The 25,890-nt window shown below is 45.3% G+C and carries 23 protein-coding genes; 13 read left to right on the top strand and 10 right to left on the bottom strand.

What is annotated here, in order from left to right; translation table 11 throughout:
* Positions 1 to 229, top strand: a 229-nt coding sequence (locus JKY90_01855; protein MBL4851014.1) for a hypothetical protein, incomplete at its 5' end; no start/stop codon positions are given.
* A gap of 19 nt (positions 230 to 248) precedes the next feature.
* Positions 249 to 467 carry a translation initiation factor IF-1 gene (infA, locus tag JKY90_01850; GenBank protein MBL4851013.1) on the top strand — a complete coding sequence of 73 codons (219 nt, stop codon included), beginning with the start codon at positions 249 to 251 and terminating at the stop codon, positions 465 to 467.
* A 44-nt stretch (positions 468 to 511) separates the two neighbouring features.
* On the opposite strand, the gene clpA is transcribed toward infA, so the two are convergent.
* The 3 genes from clpA to icd all read right to left on the bottom strand — a co-directional run bounded on the left by clpA (position 512) and on the right by icd (position 4,452).
* Positions 512 to 2,776, bottom strand: a complete 2,265-nt coding sequence (clpA, locus tag JKY90_01845; GenBank protein MBL4851012.1) for an ATP-dependent Clp protease ATP-binding subunit ClpA — start codon at positions 2,774 to 2,776, stop codon at positions 512 to 514.
* A gap of 25 nt (positions 2,777 to 2,801) precedes the next feature.
* Positions 2,802 to 3,131 carry an ATP-dependent Clp protease adapter ClpS gene (gene clpS, locus JKY90_01840; GenBank protein MBL4851011.1) on the bottom strand — a complete coding sequence of 110 codons (330 nt, stop codon included), beginning with the start codon at positions 3,129 to 3,131 and terminating at the stop codon, positions 2,802 to 2,804.
* Positions 3,132 to 3,198: 67 nt separating this feature from the next.
* Complete coding sequence (gene icd, locus JKY90_01835; GenBank protein MBL4851010.1) at positions 3,199 to 4,452, bottom strand: NADP-dependent isocitrate dehydrogenase; 1,254 nt, start codon at positions 4,450 to 4,452, stop codon at positions 3,199 to 3,201.
* 311 nt (positions 4,453 to 4,763) lie between these two features.
* Between icd and mnmA the strand changes: the two genes are divergently transcribed.
* On the top strand, positions 4,764 to 5,855 hold the full coding sequence (mnmA, locus tag JKY90_01830) for a tRNA 2-thiouridine(34) synthase MnmA (protein MBL4851009.1): 1,092 nt from the start codon (positions 4,764 to 4,766) through the stop codon (positions 5,853 to 5,855).
* A gap of 10 nt (positions 5,856 to 5,865) precedes the next feature.
* Positions 5,866 to 6,525 carry a high frequency lysogenization protein HflD gene (hflD, locus tag JKY90_01825; protein MBL4851008.1) on the top strand — a complete coding sequence of 220 codons (660 nt, stop codon included), beginning with the start codon at positions 5,866 to 5,868 and terminating at the stop codon, positions 6,523 to 6,525.
* Positions 6,526 to 7,331: 806 nt separating this feature from the next.
* Here the strand turns inward: hflD and JKY90_01820 are convergent.
* The 3 genes from JKY90_01820 to JKY90_01810 all read right to left on the bottom strand — a co-directional run bounded on the left by JKY90_01820 (position 7,332) and on the right by JKY90_01810 (position 9,096).
* Positions 7,332 to 7,790 carry a hypothetical protein gene (locus tag JKY90_01820; protein MBL4851007.1) on the bottom strand — a complete coding sequence of 153 codons (459 nt, stop codon included), beginning with the start codon at positions 7,788 to 7,790 and terminating at the stop codon, positions 7,332 to 7,334.
* A 200-nt stretch (positions 7,791 to 7,990) separates the two neighbouring features.
* Positions 7,991 to 8,692 carry an RES family NAD+ phosphorylase gene (locus JKY90_01815; GenBank protein ID MBL4851006.1) on the bottom strand — a complete coding sequence of 234 codons (702 nt, stop codon included), beginning with the start codon at positions 8,690 to 8,692 and terminating at the stop codon, positions 7,991 to 7,993.
* Positions 8,686 to 9,096, bottom strand: coding sequence for a DUF2384 domain-containing protein (locus JKY90_01810; protein MBL4851005.1), 411 nt, complete (start codon positions 9,094 to 9,096; stop codon positions 8,686 to 8,688). The genes JKY90_01815 and JKY90_01810 overlap by 7 nt, the downstream gene beginning before the upstream one ends.
* Positions 9,097 to 9,287: 191 nt before the next feature.
* Here JKY90_01810 and JKY90_01805 point away from each other — a divergent pair, with 191 nt between their 5' ends.
* Positions 9,288 to 10,601: a hypothetical protein gene (locus JKY90_01805; GenBank protein ID MBL4851004.1), complete on the top strand. Its 1,314-nt coding sequence runs from the start codon at positions 9,288 to 9,290 to the stop codon at positions 10,599 to 10,601.
* 342 nt (positions 10,602 to 10,943) lie between these two features.
* A complete protein-coding gene (gene purB, locus JKY90_01800) occupies positions 10,944 to 12,311 on the top strand; it encodes an adenylosuccinate lyase (GenBank protein ID MBL4851003.1) in 1,368 nt (455 codons plus the stop codon).
* Between the two features lie 279 nt (positions 12,312 to 12,590).
* On the opposite strand, the gene JKY90_01795 is transcribed toward purB, so the two are convergent.
* Entirely contained in the window at positions 12,591 to 13,397 is an 807-nt protein-coding gene (locus JKY90_01795; protein MBL4851002.1) for a DUF1223 domain-containing protein, read from the bottom strand.
* 226 nt (positions 13,398 to 13,623) lie between these two features.
* Here JKY90_01795 and JKY90_01790 point away from each other — a divergent pair, with 226 nt between their 5' ends.
* From JKY90_01790 to JKY90_01760, 7 genes are all read left to right on the top strand, one after another.
* Entirely contained in the window at positions 13,624 to 14,916 is a 1,293-nt protein-coding gene (locus JKY90_01790; GenBank protein ID MBL4851001.1) for an MATE family efflux transporter, read from the top strand.
* A gap of 233 nt (positions 14,917 to 15,149) precedes the next feature.
* Entirely contained in the window at positions 15,150 to 15,854 is a 705-nt protein-coding gene (locus JKY90_01785) for a response regulator transcription factor (GenBank protein ID MBL4851000.1), read from the top strand.
* A 15-nt stretch (positions 15,855 to 15,869) separates the two neighbouring features.
* Positions 15,870 to 17,375 carry a GHKL domain-containing protein gene (locus JKY90_01780; GenBank protein ID MBL4850999.1) on the top strand — a complete coding sequence of 502 codons (1,506 nt, stop codon included), beginning with the start codon at positions 15,870 to 15,872 and terminating at the stop codon, positions 17,373 to 17,375.
* Positions 17,376 to 17,425: 50 nt separating this feature from the next.
* Positions 17,426 to 17,914 carry a peptide-methionine (R)-S-oxide reductase MsrB gene (msrB, locus tag JKY90_01775; protein MBL4850998.1) on the top strand — a complete coding sequence of 163 codons (489 nt, stop codon included), beginning with the start codon at positions 17,426 to 17,428 and terminating at the stop codon, positions 17,912 to 17,914.
* 342 nt (positions 17,915 to 18,256) lie between these two features.
* Positions 18,257 to 19,894 (top strand): methyl-accepting chemotaxis protein, encoded by a 1,638-nt coding sequence (locus JKY90_01770; protein MBL4850997.1) that lies wholly within the window; start codon positions 18,257 to 18,259, stop codon positions 19,892 to 19,894.
* Positions 19,895 to 20,122: 228 nt separating this feature from the next.
* Positions 20,123 to 21,337: an HDOD domain-containing protein gene (locus tag JKY90_01765; GenBank protein ID MBL4850996.1), complete on the top strand. Its 1,215-nt coding sequence runs from the start codon at positions 20,123 to 20,125 to the stop codon at positions 21,335 to 21,337.
* 24 nt (positions 21,338 to 21,361) lie between these two features.
* Entirely contained in the window at positions 21,362 to 22,159 is a 798-nt protein-coding gene (locus JKY90_01760; protein ID MBL4850995.1) for a hypothetical protein, read from the top strand.
* Positions 22,160 to 22,276: 117 nt separating this feature from the next.
* Here JKY90_01760 and mutL read toward each other — a convergent pair whose 3' ends face one another.
* From mutL to JKY90_01745, 3 genes are all read right to left on the bottom strand, one after another.
* Positions 22,277 to 24,127 carry a DNA mismatch repair endonuclease MutL gene (gene mutL / locus JKY90_01755; protein ID MBL4850994.1) on the bottom strand — a complete coding sequence of 617 codons (1,851 nt, stop codon included), beginning with the start codon at positions 24,125 to 24,127 and terminating at the stop codon, positions 22,277 to 22,279.
* Positions 24,128 to 24,212: 85 nt separating this feature from the next.
* Positions 24,213 to 24,371 carry a hypothetical protein gene (locus JKY90_01750; GenBank protein MBL4850993.1) on the bottom strand — a complete coding sequence of 53 codons (159 nt, stop codon included), beginning with the start codon at positions 24,369 to 24,371 and terminating at the stop codon, positions 24,213 to 24,215.
* A gap of 369 nt (positions 24,372 to 24,740) precedes the next feature.
* Positions 24,741 to 25,890, bottom strand: a 1,150-nt coding sequence (locus JKY90_01745) for an N-acetylmuramoyl-L-alanine amidase (GenBank protein MBL4850992.1), incomplete at its 5' end; no start/stop codon positions are given.

Here is a 25,890-nt window from a genome sequence, read left to right as displayed (position 1 = left end):
TACCGAACGCAGCCTCGGTATTTATGCCATTTTGCAGCAAATTGAAGAAGCACGCCGTTTAGGTCGAAAATGGCTCTATCTAGGCTATTGGATTCATGGTTGCAACAAAATGCGCTACAAAACTAATTTTTTGCCAACAGAAGCCTATCTTAAAGAGGGTTGGCAACGCTTTGAAACAGCACAAGAACTGCTATTGCGCTATAATGGCGGATTAACCTCTGGACACTGAAGGAGCCCACTGAAACAAAATGGCAAAAGAAGAACACATTGAAATGGAAGGAACGGTAGTCGATACCCTTCCCAATACTATGTTTCGCGTAGAGCTGGAAAATGGCCATGTTGTTATGGCACACATTTCCGGCAAGATGCGAAAAAATTATATCCGTATTCTCACTGGCGACAAGGTGACCGTTCAGCTCACTCCCTACGATCTGAGTAAAGGCCGTATCGTTTATCGCGCTCGTTAGAAGGCTGTCGGGTTTATGCTCGCCACATTAACTTTCTGGCGACATTAACTTTCTGTAAGGGTCTCTTCAACTTCATCAAAGCCAAAGACCAAACCCTCTTTACCCGCACTAATGCGCACATGGCCACCATGAGACAACTTGCCAAATAGCAATTCATCTGCCAAAGGTTTTTTGATCTGCTCTTGAATGATTCGCGCCATGGGTCGAGCACCCATTTTGACATCACAGCCATGTTCGGCCAACCAATTGCGCGCCTCTTTATCAATACTCAGTGTCACTTTATGCTCATCGAGCTGATGCTCTAGTTCGATAATAAACTTATCGACAACGAAACCAATGGTACTGTCATCCAATGGTGCAAAGGGCACAATTGCGTCAAGACGATTACGGAACTCAGGCGAAAATAATCGTTTGATCGATTCCATACCATCACTACTATGATCTTGCGTGGTAAAACCCATTGAACTTCGACTCATGTCCTGCGCGCCGGCGTTCGTTGTCATGACCAAAATCACATTTCTGAAATCACTCTTGCGGCCATTATTGTCTGTCAGCATACCGTGATCCATAACCTGTAATAGCAAATTATAAACATCAGGATGTGCCTTTTCTATTTCATCGAATAACAACACAGCATGAGGCTGCTTATTGACAGCTTCGGTGAGCAAACCACCTTGATCAAAACCTACATAGCCAGGCGGCGCACCGATTAAACGAGAAACGGTGTGGCGCTCCATGTATTCAGACATATCAAAACGAATCAACTCAATACCCAGGACGTGAGCAAGCTGACGCGTTACTTCTGTTTTACCCACGCCTGTTGGTCCTGAGAATAAAAATGAACCAATAGGTTTTTTACCATCACGCAAACCAGAACGCGCCATTTTAATCGCGCTGACAAGGTTAGCAATGGCGTCATCTTGGCCAAAAACCAGTAGCTTGAGATCACGGTCTAGTGTTCGTAAGCGATCCTTATCACTCGCCGAAACACTCTTGGGTGGTATGCGTGCCATTTTGGCAATAATGCGTTCAATATCACGCACGCCAACGGTCTTTTTGCGCTTCGACGCGGGCATCAACTGAATACTGGCGCCCGCTTCATCAATGACATCAATCGCTTTATCCGGCATATAACGTTCTGTCAGATAACGGTCTGCAAGTTCTGCGGCGATACGTAAGGCATCACGTGTGTAACGTACGCCATGGTGTTCTTCAAAAGCACTGCGCAAGCCTTTAAGAATTTCAACCGTTTCTTCAACACTGGGTTCAACAACATCAATTTTTTGAAACCGACGCGCCAAGGCGCGGTCTTTTTCAAAGACGCCGCGATACTCTTGATAGGTGGTCGCACCAATACATTTTAGCTCGCCTGATGCCAGCCCGGGCTTAATCAAATTCGATGCATCCATAACACCACCTGAAGCAGCACCGGCACCAATGATGGTATGAATTTCATCGATAAACAGGATTGAACCGGGTTCATTACGTATTTGTGACAGCACGGCTTTCAAACGTTTTTCAAAATCACCACGATATTTGGTGCCGGCCAATAAGGCACCCAGATCCAAGCTGTAAACTGTTGAATCGAGCAATACCTCAGGCACTTCGCCATTGACAATCATGCGCGCCAAGCCTTCTGCCAGGGCGGTCTTACCGACACCGGCTTCACCAACAAACAAGGGATTATTTTTACGCCGACGACAAAGCACCTGTACTGCGCGCTCAATCTCATCTTTGCGCCCGATTAACGGGTCAATCTTACCTTGCTTGGCCAATTCATTAAGGTTGCTAGCGTAAGCATCTAACGCTGTCTTAGCACTTTCATTCGCTGACTCAGCATCAGTAGCTTGCTCAAAGTCATCCGCGCCCTCTTCACCCGTGCGTGACATACCATGAGAAAGATAGTTAACTACATCCAGACGGCCAATATCTTGCTGCTTGAGCAGGTAAACGGATTGCGAATCTTGTTCGCTATAAATCGCCACCAATACATTGGCACCAGTAACTTCATCTTTACCCGATGACTGAACATGAAACACTGCACGCTGCAAGACACGCTGAAAACCTAATGTTGGCTGTGTCTCTCTACTATCTGAATCAGTTAATACGGGTGTAGTTTCTTTAAGAAAATAGCCAAGATCTCGCCTGAGAATATTGAGGTCAGCGCCACAGGCACCCAAAACACCGGTCACAGAATTATTTTCAAGTAGTGCTAGCAGTAAATGCTCGACCGTAATAAATTCATGACGACGATCGCGCGCTTCTTTAAACGCGGCATTGAGAGACAGTTCCAGCTCTTTACTCAACATGTCGTTTTACTCCTGCTATCAACATTCAGGCTTCTTTCATCACACATTTCAGTGGGTGTTCGTTATCACGGGCAAGCTCACTGACTTGAACAACTTTAGTTTCGGCAATGTCTCGTGTAAAAACACCACAAACACCTTGACCACGTGTATGCACATGTAACATCACCTGTGTTGACTGCTCTTCGTTCATACCAAAGTAGCTCTGCAACACCTTAGTGACAAACTCCATAGGAGTATAATCGTCGTTTAATAGCAACACTTTAAAAAGTGGTGGCTTTTTAAGTTTTGGTTTCGCCTCTTGTAAAGCCAAACCATCGCCATCATCGTTACCAATGAGTCGCTTATCGTCAGGCATTCCCGGTCACTTTTTGGTTGCTCATATGCTGTATAAATCTCTATGTAATATAATATATGGTACCAATTTACATATTATCAATCACGGCCTGTGCGTAATCTGAACAACTCAGCAAGGTTCCATCCGGCATCAGACGTTGCAGATCGATAGTCACCGCCTTGGCTGCAATAGCACCCGTAATACCACTAATAATGCCATCAGCAGCTTGCGTCCAACCCATATAACGCAGCATCATTTCGGCTGACAAAATCAGCGAACTCGGGTTGGCCTTATTCTGGCCAGCATAGTCAGGTGCAGTACCGTGTGTGGCTTCAAATAGTCCGATACTATCCGATAAGTTCGCCCCTGGCGCAATGCCAATACCGCCTACCTGGGCAGCCAACGCATCGGAAATATAATCCCCATTAAGGTTCAGTGTGGCGATAACGCTGTATTCCTTGGGTTGTAATAAAATCTGCTGCAAAAAGGCATCAGCAATCACATCTTTGATGATTATCTCACCACCCGTGCGCGGGTTTTTCATCGTACACCATGGGCCACCGTCGATCTCTTTTGCACCAAACTCACTCTTGGCCAGTTCATAACCCCATATCTTAAAGCCACCTTCGGTAAACTTCATGATGTTACCTTTGTGTACCAAGGTGACTGAATCACGGTCATTATCAATCGCGTATTGAATGGCTTTGCGTACCAGACGTTGTGTGCCTTCAACCGATACCGGTTTAATACCAATACCCGATGTTTCGGGAAAACGAATGTTAGTGACACCCATTTCATCTTGCAAAAACTGAATGACACGTTTTACGTCATCGCTACCAGCCTCCCATTCGATACCAGCATAGATATCTTCAGAGTTCTCACGAAAAATAACCATATCAGTATTTTCCGGCTCGCGCAGCGGACTCGGCGTGCCGTCGAAATAACGTATAGGGCGCATACAAACATAGAGATCCAACTGCTGGCGCATGGCAACATTAAGCGAACGAATACCACCACCCACCGGGGTCGTTAATGGCCCTTTAATGGCAATTTTATATTCGCGCATAGCCGCTATGGTTTCTTCTGGCAGCCAGACATCATCACCATAGACTTTGGTGGCCTTCTCCCCGGCATAAATTTCCATCCATGAGATTTTCTTGTCATCGCCATAGGCTTTGCTGACTGCTGCATCGACCACCTTGCGCATCACTGGTGTGATGTCAACACCGATACCATCGCCCTCAATAAATGGCACAATCGGGTTTGCGGGCACCTGTAGCTTGCCAGAGCCGCTTATACCTAGCACTTCACCAGACGGTACCGTAATTTTGTCATACGCCATATTAAAATAACCTCATGCTTGGTGGGGCAATAATTGAGAAGGAAAAACTGAATAACAGACTGATTTTAACAGGTTTTTCTAATCATTGAAAAATCAGCATCCGTCTATAAGCCCTACAACAAACTCTAAAACCGTGGCTTTACGCTACGAAAACCGACTATCCGCGTGTATAGTAATCTGCAATGAAATAGAACCCGTAATGATTACTTGGATATAATGCTAGGTCTTGCTGCTGTATCAACAACTTTATAAATAATGACCCTTAGCCACTTGATTTGTTACCTTCGCTTTTAAACTGGCACCCTTTCACCATGTCAAACCCTTTACGCATTACCGTGGCCATGTCTGGCGGCGTCGATTCTTCAGTCACTGCGTTATTGCTGAAGGAACAAGGCCACCAGATTTGCGGTTTATTTATGAAAAATTGGGACAACGAAGATCCTGATTCCCCTTGCACGGCTGAAATCGATCTGGCCGATGCCATCGCTGTTGCCGACAAGTTAGGCATTGACATCGACGGCGAAAACTTCGCTGCAGAATATCGCGAACATGTGTTTACACATTTTATTAGCGAACATCGTGCGGGCCGCACACCCAACCCTGATATTTTGTGCAATAAAGAAATCAAGTTTAAAGTTTTTCTCAATCACGCTCTCGCCCGCGGTGCCGACAAGGTAGCCACCGGGCATTATGCGCGAATTGATTGTGTCGATAACTGCTATCGTCTACTCAAAGGCCTGGATGGCAATAAAGACCAAAGCTATTTTCTCTACACCCTGGGACAATATGAACTCAGCCACAGTCTGTTCCCGATTGGCGAACTCGAAAAAAAAGTCGTGCGTGAACTAGCGGCTGATGCTGAATTTGACAACCACAATAAAAAAGACAGTACTGGCATTTGCTTTATTGGTGAACGCGATTTTCGCCCTTTTTTAAAACGTTATATTTCACCCCAGCCTGGGGTTATACAAACTATCGAAGGCGAAACGCTGGGTAAACATGAAGGGCTGATGTTTTATACCTTAGGTCAACGCCAAGGCCTCGGCATAGGTGGCATTGCCAAAAATAGTGGTGAACCTTGGTATGTCGTCGATAAAGAGTTGCAAAATAATATCTTATTGATTGCGCAGGGACATAATCACCCACGTTTATTTCATCAACATTTAAGTGCGGATACCCTGCACTGGGTTAGCGGTGAAGCACCACCATTACCGTTAAGCTGCTCTGCCAAAATCCGCTATCGTCAAAACGATCAAACTTGCCATTTGCGACATGACAATAAGCTTGGTCTAGTGGTGGATTTTGATGAACCACAACGTGCGATCACACCAGGACAAGCGATCGTTTTTTATCAAGATGATGTTTGTCTGGGTGGTGGTACTATCGTTTCAAAATGGAATTAAGGGCTTTATATTGATTAATCATAGCGAAGAAAACCGTATCATTGCTCTGGCCGGTGCCTTCCAGGCCATCGATGCCGTCAAACAATTAGCCCATTTTGGCAACTGTGAGACTGCGCTGATTGAAACAGCATTACACAGCCTGTTTCAAACGCATCCCGATAACGCTAGTGATGTATTCAATGGCCAGCAAAATGTACAACAAGGGCTAATCACCTTTATTCGCCAATTTGGCAATGACAACAGCAAACGTGATATTGAAATCACACGTTACGCAGTGAACCTGCTCGCACTGGAAAAACGTCTATATAAAAATAAATCATTACAAGAGCAAGTTTTTAAAGGTATCGAGCAAGCCAAAGAGCAAGCAAAATTCTTCTCGCCAACCCATGAAAACGTCATTGCCAATTTGGCTGGCCTGTATCGTGACACTATCAGTAAACTCGGCCCCAAGATTATGATTAACGGTCAAGACGGACATCTTAACCAACAATATAACGCCAACCGTGTACGCATGCTATTACTCGCCGGTATTCGTGCCTGTGTCTTATGGCGCCACTGTGGTGGCAATCGATTTCAGTTTATAATCGGTCGTAAACGTATGCTGGATGCTGCCAACCGTGTATTGGAAGCAATACCCGATAACCCTACAAGTCCACCAAAAAACCTCTAATAAAAAACCCAAAAAAAACCCAAAAAAAACCAGTGGCATTCAACGAATAGAGTCGACTACAACCAAGCTACCATTACCATAAAAAATGGTATATGAGTCAACGGAAAAATAATGCTTTTCAATAGAAATTGAATATCCATTAAAATGGTAGTGGCTTACTCAAACAATAAAAATCCCCCTTGTGATTAAGCACTGCGAGGGCTATGGTCACTTAGAAGCGTTGCCTAAGTGTAACCGACTAAGGTCTATCCGCAAATCACAACGGGCAATCTTATTGCTACCGTTTGCGTTGGTTGCCTCACGCTACTCCATTTCATTTTTAATTGTTGCTTCAGTAGGGTTTTTTGCCTTAACGTTTATTGACGCCTTATTTTATTTGGCTGCGTGGATGGATGATAATTTAATTGGCGCATTTATGAGCTCGCCCGATTCCATTGTCGGAGAGAATGAGGGGGGGCGTTCTTCGTGCTTAATATTCTTATCTCGTCCTTATACTTTATTTTGCCCTTATTGTTTGGACTTGTTATGGGATGGGCAGGGTTTACTATAGCAGGGGCAATAAATGGTGCGGTGCAATCAGGTTTTCTAGCTACAGGTGGAGCTGGGGCGACCTCGAATAGCGCTGGTAGTGCTGCGACGCAGTTACCCGGTAGTATTGCCCGTGGTGCAGAAGGAGCAGGATCTGTTGCTGCAGCTGCGGGGAATAGAGCCGCTAATGCTGCGAAATCGAGATAAAAAAATCAGCTTTAGGGCTATGCCCTAAAGCTGATTTGTAATGCTCGGCCCGTATTTATATGGGCCAGGGGTTAATGATTTCTAAAAAAATCTATATCATTATCAAGGGATGCCTGTTGTTCCTGAAATGCTGGGTTTACGTTAATCAGATTTTCTGTTGGTAGAGAATTATATGGTGTCCTATCCCAAGGACTAAAATCCGCAGAGGAAGTCACATTTAGTTCGCCATCAGTAGAGTCATAACTGGAATTACTGGTACTTGAATGTGCTTGTTGTCCAGCACCTGCACCAATCGAAAAAATTAATTTAATAATAAAGACAAACAAACCAAACATTAAACCGAAAACACCGGCCAGTATCCGCCAGCTTACCGAGCGCTTCCAGGTCGGATTGGATTCAGGCATGTTGAGTCCCCAATCCTCTAAACGACCCTTTTTCACTTCAATAGAAAGCTTAGCCTGCTTTTTACGGGCTTTGGCTATGCGACGTTTAACGCCCCATTCATCGAATTTGCTTTCTTGGTTGTCCATAGTATTAAACTCTTTTTCTCTTATTACCTCATTTTCACCCTTATTGTTGCATTTGGCAACTGAACACAAGCCTGTGGCGTGCCACCTGCTTCATCAAACATACGAATGACTTATCTATAAGTATCGACCTGGCAATAGAATAGATTAATGACGTATTGATAATGCAATCATCAGTCTCATTCCACACATCAACATTTTGTTCAAGATATTCGATAGACCTTGCCGTGCTCGGTTAACTCTTTGATGAGGTCTATACGTTCTCCATTCCAGTGGTAACTAATATGTTTGCCTTGAATCGGAATGCGCATGACATCGGGGTAGAATGCTGCAAAACATTCTCCACCCTTGTCCCGAACGCTCGGGTAGACAATCCCATCATTGCCTTGAGCAAGAATAGTTTTAGCAAATTGCTGGGAAAAAGAATAGTCATCGGGATGCAATATATCTTGATAATCACCCACTCTAATATCGGTAAGTATTGTGTCAATACTGCCAACTAATTCTCGCATATCAGCAATCCAGCCTGGGGCTTGATTCGTTGCTTGATTAAATAGACTGACGTGATGAGCGGTTTCAAATAATGCGGTTTGATAATTATTTGCCGCATAAAAAGCGCCAAAGCTACCATCATGAAACCTGCTAGGTTTATCGGTCGTTGCGTGGGTAAACGGAGCCATGACCCATGATGCTCCGCTCCCGCCAACCCGACGTGATGGAGGAATCAGCTCTAGTCGGCCCATAGATTCCGATAATCGCGGATTAGTCCGGCTTTCACTGATGCCAAGTAACAGCCAGTCTTTAGGGTCAGCGATGTCATCGAATAGATCAATGGGCGGATAGGCGGAATTCACTAAGCGATGGTAGTGTGGCCACGTTACCTGATTTAAGGCTATCTCTACCATTGGCCACGCGACGCATCCAGGTAACGTCTCACGCGCATAATATCGGTGAGGCGCCCGTTAAGCATGACATCAAGGGCGGATGAACCGGCAAAGGCGTCGTTAGCCGTGGCTATCCATTGATAACCTCGTTGAGGGTCTTTAAATAATAGGCGTAGTGCCTTATGGATACCGAGCAGGTTCGATATTCTATCGGCTTGATCTATGCTGAGCCGTCCAAGTGATCCTTTCTTCCAACGCGCATAGGTGCGCGTGGCGATATCACCAAGCAATGTGGCGGCTTGATCATCAGAGATACCCCATTTTTTAAATAAAGTCATCACTGCTCTTTGCATCGCAGCAAGTTCTTGCGTGGAATAATTCTTTGAGAGAACCTGTGGCATGTCGATTAATTTGAGTTGTGCCATATTCACTCTCCTTTCGCTAAATAAGACATATGTCTATTTTTACCATAAAATACGCTATTTGTCCATTCATGTTCACAGCAGACGGTTGGCTCCTAATGCTCAAAAATTAACGGGGGGTTCAGTCACCTTTCGGTAGCATGGCATGTCATGCTGTATTTCATTCGGTACAGTAGTTAATTAAGGAGAAGCAGGTGTTGGGAATCGTAAAGCGTACAGTGGCTTTAGGCCTTATCGTCATGCTGCTGCAGGCCTGTGGTGGCGGGTCTTCATCGGGCAGCAATGCGGGTGCTGGGGGCGGTGGCAATGCCGGCGGGTCGGGTGGTGGTACGGCTGGGCTGGCCGAAGCTAATCAGTTTCCCCAAGTGGATAGCGTGCAATCTTCAAACCTTGATCCGGTAGATCTTTTTGGTGCACGCTTTGCTATTGACGGGACGACATTCGTTGTCAGCGCAGACGGTGAAGACAGTGGCGATCCCAATAATCCATTGGATAATACGATACCTTCCGCCGGCGCAGCCTATGTTTTTGAGCTAATTAATAATGATTGGGTGGAAACTGCTTATTTAAAAGCACCGATACCGGGGGTCGGCAGCTTAGATCAGTTTGGTTTCAGTGTGTCCATTTCGGGTGATACGATCGCCGTCGGTGTCTTTGGTTTTGATGCTCCTGGGGGAGTCTTTGCGGCAGATGAGGGAGTCGTGTTTATCTTTGATCGGGTCAATGGCGTGTGGAATTTTTCACAAACCTTAGTGCCCGCTACGACGCGCTTATTTACGAATTTTGGGACACGCGTTGTCATCGATGGCGACACCTTGATTACGGTGGGTTCTGACCTATTGGAGCGACGAATCATTGTCTTTGAGCGCGTGAATGGAATTTGGTCTGAGACCGCGACGCTATTAGGTAGCGGTGTCGATCCCAATGTTATTAATTCATTCGGACAGTCTCTAGACTTATCAGGCGATACCATAGTGGCACAAGGTACTGGTGGTACTTATGTATTTCGAAAAGTGGGGGTTAATTGGGTTGAGCAGCAACTTTTAGAGGCCCCAGGTGGCATTACGCTTAATGGAGATCGTTTATTAGCTGGGCCGGATGAAGATGGGACTATTTTCAGTTATGTTCGAAGTGACAATACGTTTACTCTTGATCAGATGCTCACAAGCACGTTCCCAGTACCAAACTTTGTCGGAAACCTCGAGCGCGCACGCTTAGATGGCCCTATTGATTTTGATGGAACCATCCTTTATGCCGGTATTTCTGCTCAATCGAGAGCGATGGATCTCGGTAGAGGGTTCTTATTTCAGTTAGTTGACAATACGTTTGTCAATGTGGGTCATGTTCAAACAATGTTGCCAACTGCAGGTGCGCAAATGTTGCCAATAAGTCTATTTCCCTTTGCTGTCACTGGCGCGGTCTCTTTTCCTTTTGCAATCGCTAGTGGCACTGACCCATCAAATGGCAGAGAAAACGTGTCAGTTTTTGATCTAAGCTCGTTACCGTAACTCTGCAACCCCAAAACGAAACAGTCTCCTAGTCTAGAAAAACGCTGTTTTTATCGTAGAGCATGAACAACCGGAGTAAATTGATGTGCTCTTTTGATAATTGTTCGTACCAATCTTCGTTTGTGTAACCGACTAAGGTCTATCCGCAAATCACAGCCAAATAGCTTCGATTAAAAAATCCAAGTGTACCCCCCCTTAAAGCTACTCTTAGCTAAAGTTTCGTTGCTATCACGCGTGTTTTCTCTATTTAAGTAAGTTGTTGTATTATTACAGACTCAATGAATTGATTAGAAATCCTTAATCAGAGGCTGCCAGACCCTTTAACCCATGATGGAACCCACCATGCAACTTAACTCTTTGACTGCGATTTCGCCGATCGATGGCCGTTATGCCACGAAAACACTGGCGCTGCGTGAACACCTTAGTGAATATGCGCTGATTCGCACTCGCATCATCGTCGAAATCCGCTGGCTACAGCGCCTTGCCGATACTGCTGAAATCAGCGAAATCGCGCCTTTAAGCGAGAGTGCCAATGCCTGGCTACAATCGCTTATCGATAAATTTGAGGTGGCTGACGCTGAGCGCGTGAAAGCCATTGAAAAAATAACCAATCACGACGTTAAGGCTATTGAGTATTATCTCAAAGAGCGTTTTGACAAGAACGATGAACTGGCACCCCTTAGTGAGTTCTTGCATTTTGCCTGCACTTCAGAAGATATTAACAATCTTGCCTATGGCTTGATGCTTGATAGCGCACGTCAAAATGTTTTATTACCACTGATGAATGAAGTCACCGCTGCCATCAAAAAACTGGCTCACGACAATGCTGAACAAGCCATACTCGCACGCACACATGGCCAAGCTGCCTCACCAACCACCCTGGGTAAAGAGATGGCGGTTTTTGCCTACCGCATGCAAAGACAACAAAATCAATTCGCTGCGCTGCCCATACTCGGCAAGATCAATGGCGCAGTGGGTAACTTTAATGCACATATATCAGCCTATCCGGAAATAGATTGGCCAACACTTGGCAAGGAGTTTGTCGAATCACTGGGGCTACAATGGAGTGCTTACACCACACAAATTGAACCTCATGACACTATCGCTGAACACTTTAATAGCCTGGTGCAATTTAATACGGTGCTACTCGACTTTAGTCGCGACATCTGGGGCTATATATCCGTCGGTTACTTGCGCCAGAAATTACAAGCCAATGAAGTAGGTTCTTCGACCATGCCGCATAAGGTCAACCCCATTGACTTTGAAAATGCCGAAGGCAACCTTGGTATTGCCTCTGCCATGCTTACTCATATGGCACAAAAACTCCCGGTATCGCGCTGGCAACGTGATCTTAGCGACTCAACCGTATTACGCAATATCGGTGTGGGTATCGCGCATAGCGTTATCGCAATGCAGTCAACACTGGCTGGCATCGGTAAACTGCAAGCCAATGCAGACGCTATGCGCGCCGATCTTGATGATGCCTGGGAAGTGCTTGCCGAACCCGTTCAAACCGTCATGCGTCGTTACGGCATCGCAGAGCCTTATGAAAAGCTTAAGGCATTAACACGAGGTCAAGGTATTAATCGCGACACATTGCATGATTTTATTACCGCGCTAGAAATACCGAATGAAGCCAAAGAGAAACTATTACAACTAACGCCCGCTAGCTATATTGGTAACGCAGTACAACAGGCTAAATCAGTTTAGCCACAAGATTGTGACAGGGTTGGCAGTAAGTCTGACCTGGAAATGGATAATTATTGATAGGGATTCCGGGGCGGCACTATCGTCATATTCCTCCATGCTCCCCCTAGGTGTCGTCATTTGGCGTCCCTCACCCAGGCTGGCTTCGGTCAGCCTGGGGTTTTTAAATGGCGATTAGCAATAAACGCGCCGGCCAATGATAAACAACACATTGTTAAGGGCTATGCTGCGCTTGGCAGTGCAGTAATAGCGCTTATCGCTCAAAGTCGCCATCAGCTCTCCTTAGCTGCAATTTTTAACCATAAGCGCTTGTAACACATCACCGGTTTTTGCATTTTGCACAAAGGCAGCAACACCGAGGTTCTTATCAGTCCAATCCGCCGCAATGGAAAATTTCTCGCTTAAGCTACTGCTTTTCCCTGCCAACTTATAAGGCCCCATTAACTTTCTCACCACATAATCATGGTGCAGTGTTTTACCACTGTTTTCACCACGCGGAATATCGCTGATCAACTCATTCTCAAACAAGGCAAGGTATAAACCATAACCATTAGCACTTTGCTCATCAGCCAGTTCTACTCTGGCATCCACTTGCAAGCTTGCTGCGTCAGCATTACCTAACGTCAAGTCACCCAAGGTCAAATGAATAGTTGCCTTGGCTGATTCGGCATTGACTTTCTCAATGGGCCCATCGGTACCGTTACGTTTGTACCAACCACGCAAGTCTTCACCATTGAGCACAAATTGTGGTGTATAAACGGTACGAAGATTATTGACATCGCCTTGATGGCGCTGGCGCTTGCTGTATTGCTTGCTAGAAAAAGGATCTTTCCAACCAAGATAATTCCAATAATCAACGTGTAACGCTAAAGGCACGACTTGCTGGGAATCGAACTGACCTTCCGCCAAATTGCTCAGCCAACGATCCGCTGGTGGGCAGCTACTACAGCCTTCTGATGTATAAAGCTCAAGCAAAGCGACTTTGTGCTCAGCGCTTTGACCGTGACATTGCCCCGCTGACACAGAAAATGGCATCGTTAGCGCAAGCAAAAAACTGCTGTAATAGAAGGGTTTCATAACTGATGGCATACTAACTCCGAAATCTTATTCTAGGGGGCGTTCTCAATCAATAAGGGCGACCTTATTGATTGAGAACGCCCCGAACTGTAACGGTAAAATATTGCAAGAACGTCACAGCTTAACGGCTTTTGATTAAATCGCCTTAATCCAATACATTAAGTACTAATAGGAACATATTATTCGTTACACCACACTAGCCCCACAGCATCGCCGTATTTGGGCCATTGCTGCCCCTATGATGCTATCAAACCTATCCGTACCCTTATTAGGTATCGTTGATACTGCCGTTATGGGACACCTCGATCATGCCTATTATATGGGCGCGGTAGCTATCGGTGCGCTGATCTTTAGTTTTGTTTACTGGGGCTTTGGCTTTTTGCGTATGGGTACGACAGGTTTAGTTGCGCAATCTACTGGCGCCAACGATCAAGACGAAGCGCATGCTGTGCTATTACGCGGCTGCGTCGTTGCGCTAGCTTTGGCTGTTCTCTTACTACTAATACAGCCCGTTATTGCATGGGTTTCATTTTCGCTTATTAACGCCAGCCCTGAAGTCGAGCATCATGCTCGTACGTATTTCGACATTCGTATCTGGAGCGCCCCCGCCACGCTCATCACCTATGTCATTATCGGTTGGTTTTTAGGCAGACAAAATGCTCGTGTACCCCTGTACATTACCTTGTTTATTAACGTTATCAATATCGTGCTCGATTTAGTGTTTGTTGTCGGGCTAGGCATGACCGTAGACGGCGTAGCCTGGGCCAGTGTCATCGCTGATTATAGTGGCTTAGCCTTAGCAGGTTTTTTCATTTGGCAGATGTTAAAACGCTACCCACCAAACTACAGCAAAGCTCAGATTTTTAATCGGCAAGCATTAGCCAAGATGTTCTCTGTTAACCATACCATCTTCATTCGCACCTTATGCCTGGTCTTTACGTTTGCATTTTTTACTGCTCAAGGCGCCGAATTTGGTGATACGCTGCTCGCTGTCAATGCTCTGCTGCTCAATTTTCAAGCGCTAATGGCCTATGTGCTCGATTCCTTCGCGCATGCCGCAGAAGCATTAGTCGGTCATGATATTGGTGAAAAAAATCCGTCATCGCTTAATCGTACTGTCAAAGAAATTATGCTTTACTCACTTGTCTTTGCCAGCTTATTCAGTGCCATTTACTGGCTGTTTGGCTCAATTATTATTGCTATGATGAGTGATATAGAATTGGTCAGGCAAGGTGCACATGAATATTTGCCTTGGGTCATAGTATTGCCACTCGTTTCAGTGTGGAGCTTTGTTTACGATGGCATTTTTATCGGCGCTACACGTACACGCGTCATGCGTGACATGATGATTATTGCAACCTTCCTGGTGTTTATACCCGCCTGGTATGTGTTCCAGTTTATGGGTAATCATGGGCTATGGCTGGCGCTGACATTATTTCTCGCTACTAGAGGGATAACACTGGCTATTATATGGCACCGTTATACTACCAATAACATGTTATTTTCCGAGTCCAGCCAAAATCAGCGCTGAACATGGCTACTCCCTTATCCTGACCCTCGCACAATGCGCTAAACTATACGCATTGCTGACAACAAGGAGCCGTGATTAAACTAATTTGACTTGGCAGTGATATTATTGTGAGCAATAACAAGTTAAATAGTGCCTGTAAAACAGTAAGTTAGCTACTGCGGAGTAGCAACTGGAGACAGGCTATGTTGCTTGAGACAAATATAAGCAGTACTAATAATGAGGCTACTATGCCAATGAATCGTAAAATTCTAATTGTCGAAGACCAGGCTGATATCGCCAATCTGATTAAAATCAATCTTGATGATTTGGATTGTCAGGTCGAAATCGCTGCCGATGGGCGCGAAGCCGCCGCCAGAATTCAAAACGAAGAATTTGATCTGTTTATTCTTGACCTCATGCTACCGCATGTCGATGGTTTGGAGTTATGTCGGCAAATCCGCGCTAAGGAAAACTATGTGCCCGTGTTGATGTTAACCGCAAAATCTGAGGAGCTAGACCGCGTGTTAGGCCTGGAAATGGGTGCGGATGACTATATGACAAAACCATTTAGCGTGCGTGAACTCACTGCACGGGTCAAAGCCCTGTTCCGCCGCAGTGATGCGATGAGTCAAGCCGTTGCAACTAATCAAACAATGATTACTCACGCTAATCTAATGATTGATATCAGTAGACATACTGTGACGCTCGATGGTCAAACGATCGAACTCACCGCCAAAGAATTTGACCTGCTAGTACACTTTGTCAGTAATCCAGGGCGGGTATATACCCGCGCCCAGCTATTGGATTCGGTTTGGGGTTACTCTCACGACGGTTATGAACATACCGTTAATTCACATATTAATCGCTTACGAACAAAAATTGAAGAAGATGCCAGCAAACCTAAATACATTCTTACCGTGTGGGGTGTGGGCTATAAATTTACTGAGTTAACTCCATAAATCAACCCTCTATCCATGTTTTTTCATACTCTTTATGGCAAGCTTGCCATCACACTACTTGGCCTGCTTGTTACCGTTGGCGCAACGTATATCGTGCTAACAGCCTATTTCACCAAAGATCATCTACGCAAAACCAGCCAGGAGTTAAACCGTACTCTTGCTGCCAATCTGATTAAAGAACGTGACCTCGTCCATGAGGGTGAAATTAATGTCAATGCGATTGAAACTGTGTTTGAGTCATTCATGGTGATTAACCCAAGCATTGAACTCTACCTGCTTGATCAGCATGGTGGTATTTTAGGTTATTCGGCACCTAAAAATGCCGTACAGGCCAAACACATATCGCTTGCCCCTATCAACCAGTTTCTAGACGGTGCGCCTTTGCCCATACTTGGCGATGATCCACGCACCACTGGCCGAAAAAAAATATTCTCTGCGGCACCACTCATTGGCAAAAACGGTGAAATGCGCTACCTGTATGTTGTTTTGCGTGGCGAAAATTATGATTCCATCTCCGATGTGCTGGGGGATAGTTATATTCTACGTCTTGGCACCTGGGTAACCGCAGGTAGTTTATTGTTTGCACTGATCGCAGGCTTGTTTTTATTCAATCAATACACACGTCGATTAACACGACTGTCAACAACAATGACTGAGTTTCGCAATAGCGATTTGTCGCAATATGACTCGAATGTTCAACTTATCGTGCAATCCAGTGATGAAATTGGCAAACTTGAATCAAGCTTTAACGACTTAGCAAAACGCGTAATCTTGCAATTGCAAGAACTGCGTGAAACCGATACACATCGACGCGACATGATCGCAAATATCTCTCATGATTTACGTACACCTTTAGCTTCTATGCAAGGGTATTTAGAAACGTTGCTGCTCAAAGGTGGGAAATTAGACTCAGAAAAACAACGAGAATACCTTGAAATTGCACTCCGACACAGCCACCGCCTTGGTAAACTCATCAAAAATTTATTTGAATTGGCGCGACTTGATTCTGGTGACATTAATATAAATAAAACCAGTTTCTCATTACATGAATTGGCGTTCGACATTATGCAAAAACATCAGCTCGATGCCGAACAGCGTGGCGTAACACTGAGCTGCAACGATGCCAATGACATCTGCAATGCTTATGGTGATATTGGCTTAATCGAGCGCGTGCTGGAAAATCTCATAGAAAATGCCATTCGTCACTGCAATGAAAATGGCTATGTAAACATCAATATTGTTGAAAAAGATGGTGGCGTTCAGGTGCGGGTCACAGACACTGGCAAGGGAATTCCTGCTGAGCAATTGAGTCATATATTTAATCGTTTTTATCAAGTTGATAAACATCGTAGTAATAAAAGCGGTGGTGCAGGTTTAGGACTTGCCATTGTTAAACGTATTCTTGACCTCCATCATAGCAACATAAAAGTTAATAGTGAGGCGGGTAAAGGTGCTGAGTTTTCATTCACTCTCGGCTGTATTCTCACTCAGACAAAAGCCTCTGAAAACTCAACAAGATAATTAAAACTAGCCCCCAATCAAATAAACCGTCTATTTAAAGGTGAACTACAATGAAACGCAGACACTTTATTCAAGCAGGCATCGCTGCTACCGTACTAGGCGCAGTCAGTCTTAGTCCCCTATCTGCCAAGAAAAGTACAATTACTCCTTTTGTATTAAGCGAAGAGGAATGGCGCAGACGCCTGAATGAAAAACAGTTCCACGTACTCAGAAAAGAAGGCACTGAACGACCCTGGAGCAGCGACCTTAACGACGAAAAACGTGAGGGAATGTTTGTCTGCGCTGGTTGCGACCTACCTTTGTTCGAGTCGGCAAAAAAATACGACAGCGGTACCGGCTGGCCTAGCTTTTGGGCGGCAATTGACAACCACACGGAAACTAAAACTGATTTCAAAATCTTTTTTCCACGCACTGAATACCATTGTGCACGTTGTGGTGGTCATCAAGGCCATATCTTTGATGATGGTCCCAAGCCTACGGGTAAACGCTGGTGTAATAATGGCGTAGCGCTAAAATTTATTGCCACAAAGCAATCATAATTAATGCACCATCCTAATGCACCATCCTAAATAAGGCGCCACAAGAAAATACCTCTGCTCAGCTCAAAGTAAATCATTGCCTGTGCTTACCTGGCCACGCACACCCGCTTTACGTCCGTAAAATGGGATACTAAACCTCATTTAACATGAACAAACGACAAAAAAATTAAACCCTCCCCTCCACGAGCCGCTAACAGTCATGCGGGTACACCTCCCAAGGGAATATGCCGCTTGAGGACAAGGAGACACATCATTGCGCACAATTGACTCAAGTCATGTGCTGTGTGTCGATATAGAGTTCAGCGGGTATAGGGTTAACGCTGATAATAGGGGTGGAGCTATATGTATACCATGATTGCTAAAGTATTCGGAATGAAGAGCATGTCCGTGCGCTTTAAAATGAATTTAACTGTGTGCCTGATATTTATTATCGTTGCGGCAATGGTTCTAAGTCTTTCGTACAAAAACAGTCGTCACGAAAACCTGGCAGCAGGGATTTCTCGCGTGCAAGAAATGAACACCTTCTACTTTGATTCATTGAATATAATGATGCTGACAGGCACCATGAGCGAGCGTTCAATCTTACGCGATAAAATACTGCGCCACGATGGGGTACTGGAAGTCCGTGTCAATCGCGGCGAGCCCGTTAATACGCAGTTTGGCCCAGGCTTCGCTGAAGAGCGCCCAGTAGATGCCCTTGATCACCGCGCCCTGCAAGGCGAACAAATTATTAAAGTCAGTGAACATGAAGGTCACCGCGCCATTACCGTTATCATGCCCTACAAGGCTACTGAGAATACTCGTGGCGTTAACTGCTTAAACTGCCACACTGTACCCTCTGGCTCAGTTAATGGCGCGATTCGCATCAGCTATTCACTAGCCGAGGCTGATACCCTGGCTATGGCGGACTGGTGGAAACAGTTCTACGTGGTGATAGGCCTATTTATCGCCGGCCTGTTTACCGTTAGCGTATTGGTGAATAGAATAGTCGCTCAACCAATTCGTAACGTCGTAGAACGCATTAAAGACATCGCTGAAGGTGAAGGTGATCTTACCACCAAGCTTGATGATAGCTCTAACGATGAACTGGGTGAGCTCGCTTATTGGTTTAACACCTTTGTTAGCAAATTACGCATAATGATCACCGATATCAATGGCTATGCTTCCGCATTAACCACTAATGCGGAGCACATGAGTGCAGTAACTAACCGCACCAGTACTGGTATTAAGCAACAACAGTCTGAAACGGATCAGGTAGCAATAGCAATGAATCAAATGTCAGAAACCGTGCAAAAAGTCGCACGCAACGCTTCTTCTGCGGCATCCGCTGCTAATGAAGCTGATAATGAGGCCTCGAAAGGTAAAATAGTAGTTAAAGAAACCATCGAAGCCATTGATTCACTTGCTGCTGAGGTAGAAAAAGCCGGCACTGTTATCCAAAAGCTGGAAGAAGATAGTAACGGTATCGGCGTAGTGTTAGATGTGATTAGAGGCATCGCAGAGCAAACTAACTTGCTAGCGTTGAACGCTGCCATCGAAGCCGCACGAGCTGGTGAGCAAGGTCGCGGATTTGCCGTGGTCGCTGACGAAGTTCGCACCTTAGCACAACGAACACAACAGTCTACACAAGAAATTCGTGCCATTATTGAACACTTGCAGTCCGGCGCCAAAAATGCCGTTAAAGTCATGGTAGAGGGTAAAAATCAGGCCAACATCAGCGTTGAACAAGCTGCCAAAGCCGGCTCGTCACTGGATACCATTACGCAAGTGGTAACGACCATTACCGACATGAATACCCGTATCGCGAGTGCTGCTGAAGAACACAGTACGGTTGCTGAAGAAATCAACGACAACGTGGCCAATATCAGTAAAGCTGCCAATCATACTGCAGAAGACGCAACAGAAGTCGCACAATCAAGCAAACAATTAACCAAGCTTGCTGATGACTTGCAGTCACTATTAGGGCACTTTAAAGTATAAAACAATAGGGATGGAGCTATATATGGCCATGAAATTTACCACTAAATTTCATGGCTTTTCTATTACATAACCATGCAAAACAAACCGCCTTATAAGCTAGGCGAACCTCTGGCTCTATTCATGAACCCGACTTTTTCACCTGCAATATTCAGCTACGTGCTCTTGGGGCGCTTCTGCGTTGTACCCCAAGGGTTCGGCCATAATAAATCAGGGGCTCCCTAGATCACTATGGATATTTATGTTGGACGTCAACCCATTTATAACAACCAACTCGATCTGGTTGGATACGAATTACTGTTCCGCAATAATCGAAATAACCAGGCTGTATTTAATGACCCTAATGAGGCCACCTCTGATGTCATTATTAATTCTTGTCTTGAGATAGGCTTAAATCGACTGGTTGGTGACCGGCTTGCGTATATCAATATCACACGTGACTTTATAGTGAATCGTGACGAGCTATTGCTTCCTAAAAATAATATCGTGTTAGAAATATTGGAAGATATTAAATGTGATGACGAAGTGTTAACAGGGCTAAAAGATCTTAAAAAGAAAGGCTACACAATAGCACTCGATGATTTCATACTAAACAATGATAATGAAAAATTTCTACTCTATGCAGACATTATAAAACTAGATATTCACGATTATGACGAACAGTCATTAGCAAACGCCGTTACAAAAATAAAGCAGTACAATAAAAAAATCCTTGCCGAAAAAATAGAGAATAAAGATGAATATGATGTTTGTGTTAAGCTTGGCTTCGACCAATTTCAAGGTTATTTTCTGTCGAAACCACAGATTATTCAAGGCAAGAAAATTGCGCACAATAAACTCAATCTGCTGAGGTTACTAGCAAGCTTACAAAATCCAAACGTAACTGTTTTCGATCAAGAAGAAATCATTAGCCATGATGTGGCATTGAGCTATAGCCTGCTACGCTATATTAACTCTTCTGCATTTTATCTCCCTAAAAAAATTGAATCAATACGCCAAGCAGTCATACTATTAGGCCATCAAAACATCAAGAAATGGGCAACAATGCTCAGCCTAGGACGGCTAAACGACTGTCCTACGCCGCTATTACTAACCTCTGTGATACGTGCACGTATGTGCGAGTTACTCGCGAGCGAATTAAAATATAGCCAACAAAATTCCTGTTTCACAGCTGGACTATTTTCAGCGCTTGACGCAATCATGAGTACAAATATGGAGGAAATCATCACTCACTTGCCTCTTTCACAAGAAATCACCTTAGCCCTGCTGACAAAAGAAGGCGCTATCGGTAATATTCTAAAACTAAGTTTAGCTTGGGAAGAAAATAACTGGCATGAACAACACATACCCACTATCGCGATTAATAAAGCACGCATGCAAGAACTCTATCTTGATGCAATTGAATTCGGTGAGTCCACCTTATCTGAGCTTTCTCAAGCTGCCTAACGTAACACGAGTATTAGTAATCTAATGACCCGTATCCTGGTTTTTCTTATAACACTAGCACTACCGTGTGTATTAACTGTTAATGCTCAATCACTTTATAGTATCGAACTTCAACATCGCAGTGCGGCGTCATTAATTCCGCTTATTCAACCACTACTGAACGATAAAGAGGCTATATCAGGTCAAAATTCCCTGCTTCTGTTGAAAATTAACAGTGTTCTCCGCCATCAAGAACTGATTAAAATAATCGAGAAATTTGATACACCCGCTAAACAATTGCTTATCGAGGTTAAATCACCGAGTACGTTTGCAAACAATAGTAAACAACAACACACCAATGTGATTATCAGTAACCGCGGTAATAGCCAGATCACTCATAGTTCGCGCAAAACTATTAGCACACGCAGCAATGATCCCGTACATCGTATTCGCGTACTCGATGGCCATCAAGCCAGTATTTCAGATGGCAAGATCATCCCTTTACTCAGCCGATCATTGCGTTTTGGCCAAAACTCACAGAATGGACTGCTTGAAGGAGTCGAACTCAGTTATCACGCAGTTGCCTCGGCAATTTACGTCCGGCCACAATTACATGGCAATACGGTCACGCTGGAAATCACGCCATACTATTCCGATATTGACCAAGAAACCAATAGTGGCATCCAGTCACAAACGTCTTCAACAACGATTGTCGTACCGCTCAATCAGTGGTCAACACTGAGTGGTGTTTCACAGCAAAGTCAAACACAAAACCGCAATAGCATTAGCACACGCTCAGCAAATACAGAAACGCAGGTGCGCGTATCGATCTTACCTAACTAAATCGTTATTACTTAGACCCCTATGGCATCATTAAGTACTTCTTCCCTGCGGTCAGGTCGCACTGAGATCCCTACGGCATCATTAAGTACTTCTTCCCTGCGGTCAGGTCGCGAACTATTATCGTCCACGCATAAAGAGCTTATCTAGCTCTGCGACAGTAAGCTGCACCCAGGTCGGCCGACCATGATTGCACTGGCCGCTGCGCTCGGTGCGCTCCATGTCTCGTAGCAAAGCATTCATTTCAGCAATGGTCAGCTTTCTATTTGCGCGTACTGATGCGTGACAAGCCATGGTGCTTAACATTTCGTTGACTTCATCATTGACGCGATCACTATTGCCATGCTCAGCAATATCGGATAACACATCACGTAATAGTTGTTCAACATCGGTATCTGCCAACAAGCTCGGCACCTGTCGCAGTAGAACAGAATTGTTGCCCATGGCCGTCACTTCAAAACCCAGGCGCAACAAAGCCTCAGCGTGTGATTCAATCAGCCCCGCCTCATGCTCGCTAACACTGACAGCTTGTGGAATTAATAAAGGTTGTCGTCGTAGTTCTTGTTGCTCACCTAGCGTTCGTTTCATATGTTCATAGGTGATACGCTCGTGTGCAGCATGCATATCAACTAAAATAATGCCTTGCGCATTCTCTGCTAAAACATAGATACCGTGAATTTGGGCAATTGCATAGCCAAGTAATGGGATATCTGCATTATCTTCTACAGCAATCTCAGGTGCTACATTTTTATCGGTAGATTTAGCCGCATATAATGATGTCAGCGCATTCAGTCTATCGTCAACCTGGAACGACAAACGCGCCTGTGAGTTGACAGACTGCCGATAACTTGCCGCCGCAGTCGATGCGTGGTTTAACTCCGTAGTACCCCGAAGCTCGGTTTTGTCTCTTCTTGAGGCAGAATACGTGGCATCTGCCATCACAGCTGTCACATGATGCCCTGCTGCATCGGTACTACTTTGTGCTAACACATCGCGCAAAACATGACTGATAAAACCATGAATAGAACGCGACTCACGAAAACGTACTTCATGCTTCGATGGATGCACATTAACATCTACCAACTGAGTAGGAATATCGAGGTAAATCAAATATGCCGGTTGACGACCCGAGAATAAAACATCGTTATAGGCTTGGCGAATCGCATGCATCACCACCTTGTCTCTCACCATGCGACCATTGACATAAAAATACTGCATATCAGACTGGCTACGGGAAATGGTTGGCGAGCCTGCCCAACCATGTAAACGCATTTCACCCGCATTTTCATCAAAAGCCAATGCATTGATTGAAAATGACTCGCCTAATAGTTGCTTAATACGTCGCTTAGCAGACTGCCCATCATTGGCTGTAACAAGTTCATGCACAACACGCTGGTTATGGCGCAAGGAAAAGCCAATATCAAAACGACTCAAGGCCATGCGCTTGACCATTTCATTGATATGACCGAACTCTGTCTTGTCAGCGCGCATGAATTTGCGCCTTGCTGGCGTGTTAAAGAAGAGATCAGACACTTCAACTGTCGTCCCCTGCGCATGGGCTATCGGCGCAAGTTCATTGCTGACATGACCGCCTTCAATATTTAAGGCCCAGCCATGCTCGGCATTAGGCTGTGCCGAGTGAAGACTAAAGCGCGATACCGATGCCATGCTTGGCAGGGCCTCGCCACGAAAACCAAGGCTAGTAATACGCTCAAGGTCTTCGCGATGTCGTACTTTGCTGGTAGCATGGCGACTCACTGCCAGCTTCATATCTTCAGGATGAATGCCTACACCATCATCACGTACCCGAATATGACGCCGTCCGCCCTGGGCAATATCAATAAATACGCTTTGAGCCCCAGCATCAAGGCTATTTTCAACCAGCTCTTTAACGACAGCAGCCGGGCGTTCGATCACCTCGCCAGCAGCGATTTGGTTAGACAGTTCAGGGGCAAGCAGATGAATACGCATAGTGCTTGCTGATTATATCAGAGCATGAGCAGTCCGCATTTCTCGCCAGGGAGCGAGGATAACAGCCTAAGACCTGCTCCCCATGTCAAGCACGGCCTGCCCCGTGCTTGACATGGGGAGCAGGCTCCGCGAAAGTGTGGGCAAGCTCTTGGGGTATAACGAAGAGCTGGGATATTTCAATCGCAAGATCGTGCTCCATGAATTGATCAAGTTGCTTAATCGTGCCATCAACCACTAACGTCATTCCTGCGCAGAGCCTGCCCCGTGTTAAGCACGGAGCCTGCCCCGTGCTTGACACGGGGGCAGGAATCCATGCCTAAAGAATCTCCTGGGACAAGTCGTTGCAGGCCAGGTTGCTTGTAACGCCGATGTAAAGAGTAGCGTTTTTCTTTCTAGCGACTATATAACCACAAGGTTGTTTGGTCATAAGCGAGATTGTCTAGATTCCCGCCTGCGCGGGAATGACGTTGCAGTGAAACGAGAATGACGTCGTGGCAAAGCGGGAAGACGGCGTAGTGAACAGGCGGGTAAAGCGATAGACTTGTGTTGCATAAATTGATCAAGAGCTTCCCCAGCCTCATGTCCTGGGTAAATGTCTAATACCCTGGGTAAATCAGGTTCCGCGGGGAATAACCAGAATCTGACCAATACGAATCCTGTCACTGGCCAGCTTATTGGTTACACGTAAGCTCTTCAAGCTCACTTGATAGCGGCTCGCAATCAGCGATAAGGTCTCACCACGTGAGATCGTATGGCGCTGTGTTGTTGCCACTGACGCCAATAAAGTCCCTGGTTGTGGAGATTGCGCGAAATAACGCTTGAGCCCAGCAACAATCGCCGCGGCCAACTTACGCTGGTAAGCCTTGCTACGCAAATTCCTCTCCCCAGTCGGGTTAGAAATATATGCTGTCTCAATCAAAATTGATGGAATATCAGGTGCCTTCAACACCAAGAAGCCCGCCTGCTGCACCTCTTTTTTGTGCAAACGCGTCACCTTTCCCATAGCGCGTAAGACCTCTCTTGCGCTACTATGACTGTCTTCCAGTGTCGCATTTTGCGACAAGTCTAGTAATACTTTTCTCGTTAGCGGATCCTTGTCATCAAGACTGACGCCACCAACCAAGTCAGATTGGTTTTCTTTCTGTGCCAACCATTTCGCAGCCTCTGAGCTTGCGCCTCGCTCGGAAAGCACATATACCGAAGCGCCTTTGGCACGACGGTCTTTAAACGCATCAGCATGAATAGAAATAAACAAATCTGCTTTGGCCTGACGCGCAATGCGCATTCTACGCCGATGCTCAATGTAATAATCACCCGTACGTATTAATACGGCACGCATACCACGCTGCGCATTAATTTTTCTCTTTAGCTCACGAGCAATAGCCAACACAACATCTTTTTCACGTGTTCCCTTGCGCCCCAACGCACCTGGATCTTCACCACCATGACCTGCATCAATGGCAATCACTACGTCACGCAAGCTATTATCAGCGATCTGTTTTACCGGTTTTAGTCTTTTTGATTTGCCAGAGGGATTTCCCGATTGATCATATAAATCGATAACCAAACGATGGCCATACGTTTTGTTAGGAACAAGCAAAAATGTTTTTGGCTTGACTGACTTATTCGTGTCTAAAACAATGCGTAAATCAGCGGCATTACGTTCAGCACTACGCATTCTTTCAACAAAGCCAACCGACTCTTTAGGCAGGCTCATACGCATACGCGTGCGTTTTAAATCGATAACGATCCGTTCTGGATTT

The organism is Gammaproteobacteria bacterium (assembly GCA_016765075.1).
GTDB lineage: Bacteria > Pseudomonadota > Gammaproteobacteria.
This window is presented reverse-complemented; position numbering and strand designations above follow the sequence as displayed.

Coding starts and splice junctions, on each gene's coding strand:
- infA (MBL4851013.1), top strand. CDS start 249: ATGGCAAAAGAAGAACACATTGAAATGGAAGGAACGGTAGTCGATACC.
- clpA (MBL4851012.1), bottom strand. CDS start 2,776: ATGTTGAGTAAAGAGCTGGAACTGTCTCTCAATGCCGCGTTTAAAGAA.
- clpS (MBL4851011.1), bottom strand. CDS start 3,131: ATGCCTGACGATAAGCGACTCATTGGTAACGATGATGGCGATGGTTTG.
- icd (MBL4851010.1), bottom strand. CDS start 4,452: ATGGCGTATGACAAAATTACGGTACCGTCTGGTGAAGTGCTAGGTATA.
- mnmA (MBL4851009.1), top strand. CDS start 4,764: ATGTCAAACCCTTTACGCATTACCGTGGCCATGTCTGGCGGCGTCGAT.
- JKY90_01820 (MBL4851007.1), bottom strand. CDS start 7,790: ATGGACAACCAAGAAAGCAAATTCGATGAATGGGGCGTTAAACGTCGC.
- JKY90_01815 (MBL4851006.1), bottom strand. CDS start 8,692: ATGGTAGAGATAGCCTTAAATCAGGTAACGTGGCCACACTACCATCGC.
- JKY90_01810 (MBL4851005.1), bottom strand. CDS start 9,096: ATGGCACAACTCAAATTAATCGACATGCCACAGGTTCTCTCAAAGAAT.
- purB (MBL4851003.1), top strand. CDS start 10,944: ATGCAACTTAACTCTTTGACTGCGATTTCGCCGATCGATGGCCGTTAT.
- JKY90_01795 (MBL4851002.1), bottom strand. CDS start 13,397: ATGCCATCAGTTATGAAACCCTTCTATTACAGCAGTTTTTTGCTTGCG.
- JKY90_01790 (MBL4851001.1), top strand. CDS start 13,624: ATGATGCTATCAAACCTATCCGTACCCTTATTAGGTATCGTTGATACT.
- JKY90_01785 (MBL4851000.1), top strand. CDS start 15,150: ATGAATCGTAAAATTCTAATTGTCGAAGACCAGGCTGATATCGCCAAT.
- JKY90_01780 (MBL4850999.1), top strand. CDS start 15,870: ATGTTTTTTCATACTCTTTATGGCAAGCTTGCCATCACACTACTTGGC.
- msrB (MBL4850998.1), top strand. CDS start 17,426: ATGAAACGCAGACACTTTATTCAAGCAGGCATCGCTGCTACCGTACTA.
- JKY90_01770 (MBL4850997.1), top strand. CDS start 18,257: ATGTATACCATGATTGCTAAAGTATTCGGAATGAAGAGCATGTCCGTG.
- JKY90_01765 (MBL4850996.1), top strand. CDS start 20,123: ATGGATATTTATGTTGGACGTCAACCCATTTATAACAACCAACTCGAT.
- JKY90_01760 (MBL4850995.1), top strand. CDS start 21,362: ATGACCCGTATCCTGGTTTTTCTTATAACACTAGCACTACCGTGTGTA.
- mutL (MBL4850994.1), bottom strand. CDS start 24,127: ATGCGTATTCATCTGCTTGCCCCTGAACTGTCTAACCAAATCGCTGCT.
- JKY90_01750 (MBL4850993.1), bottom strand. CDS start 24,371: ATGACGTTAGTGGTTGATGGCACGATTAAGCAACTTGATCAATTCATG.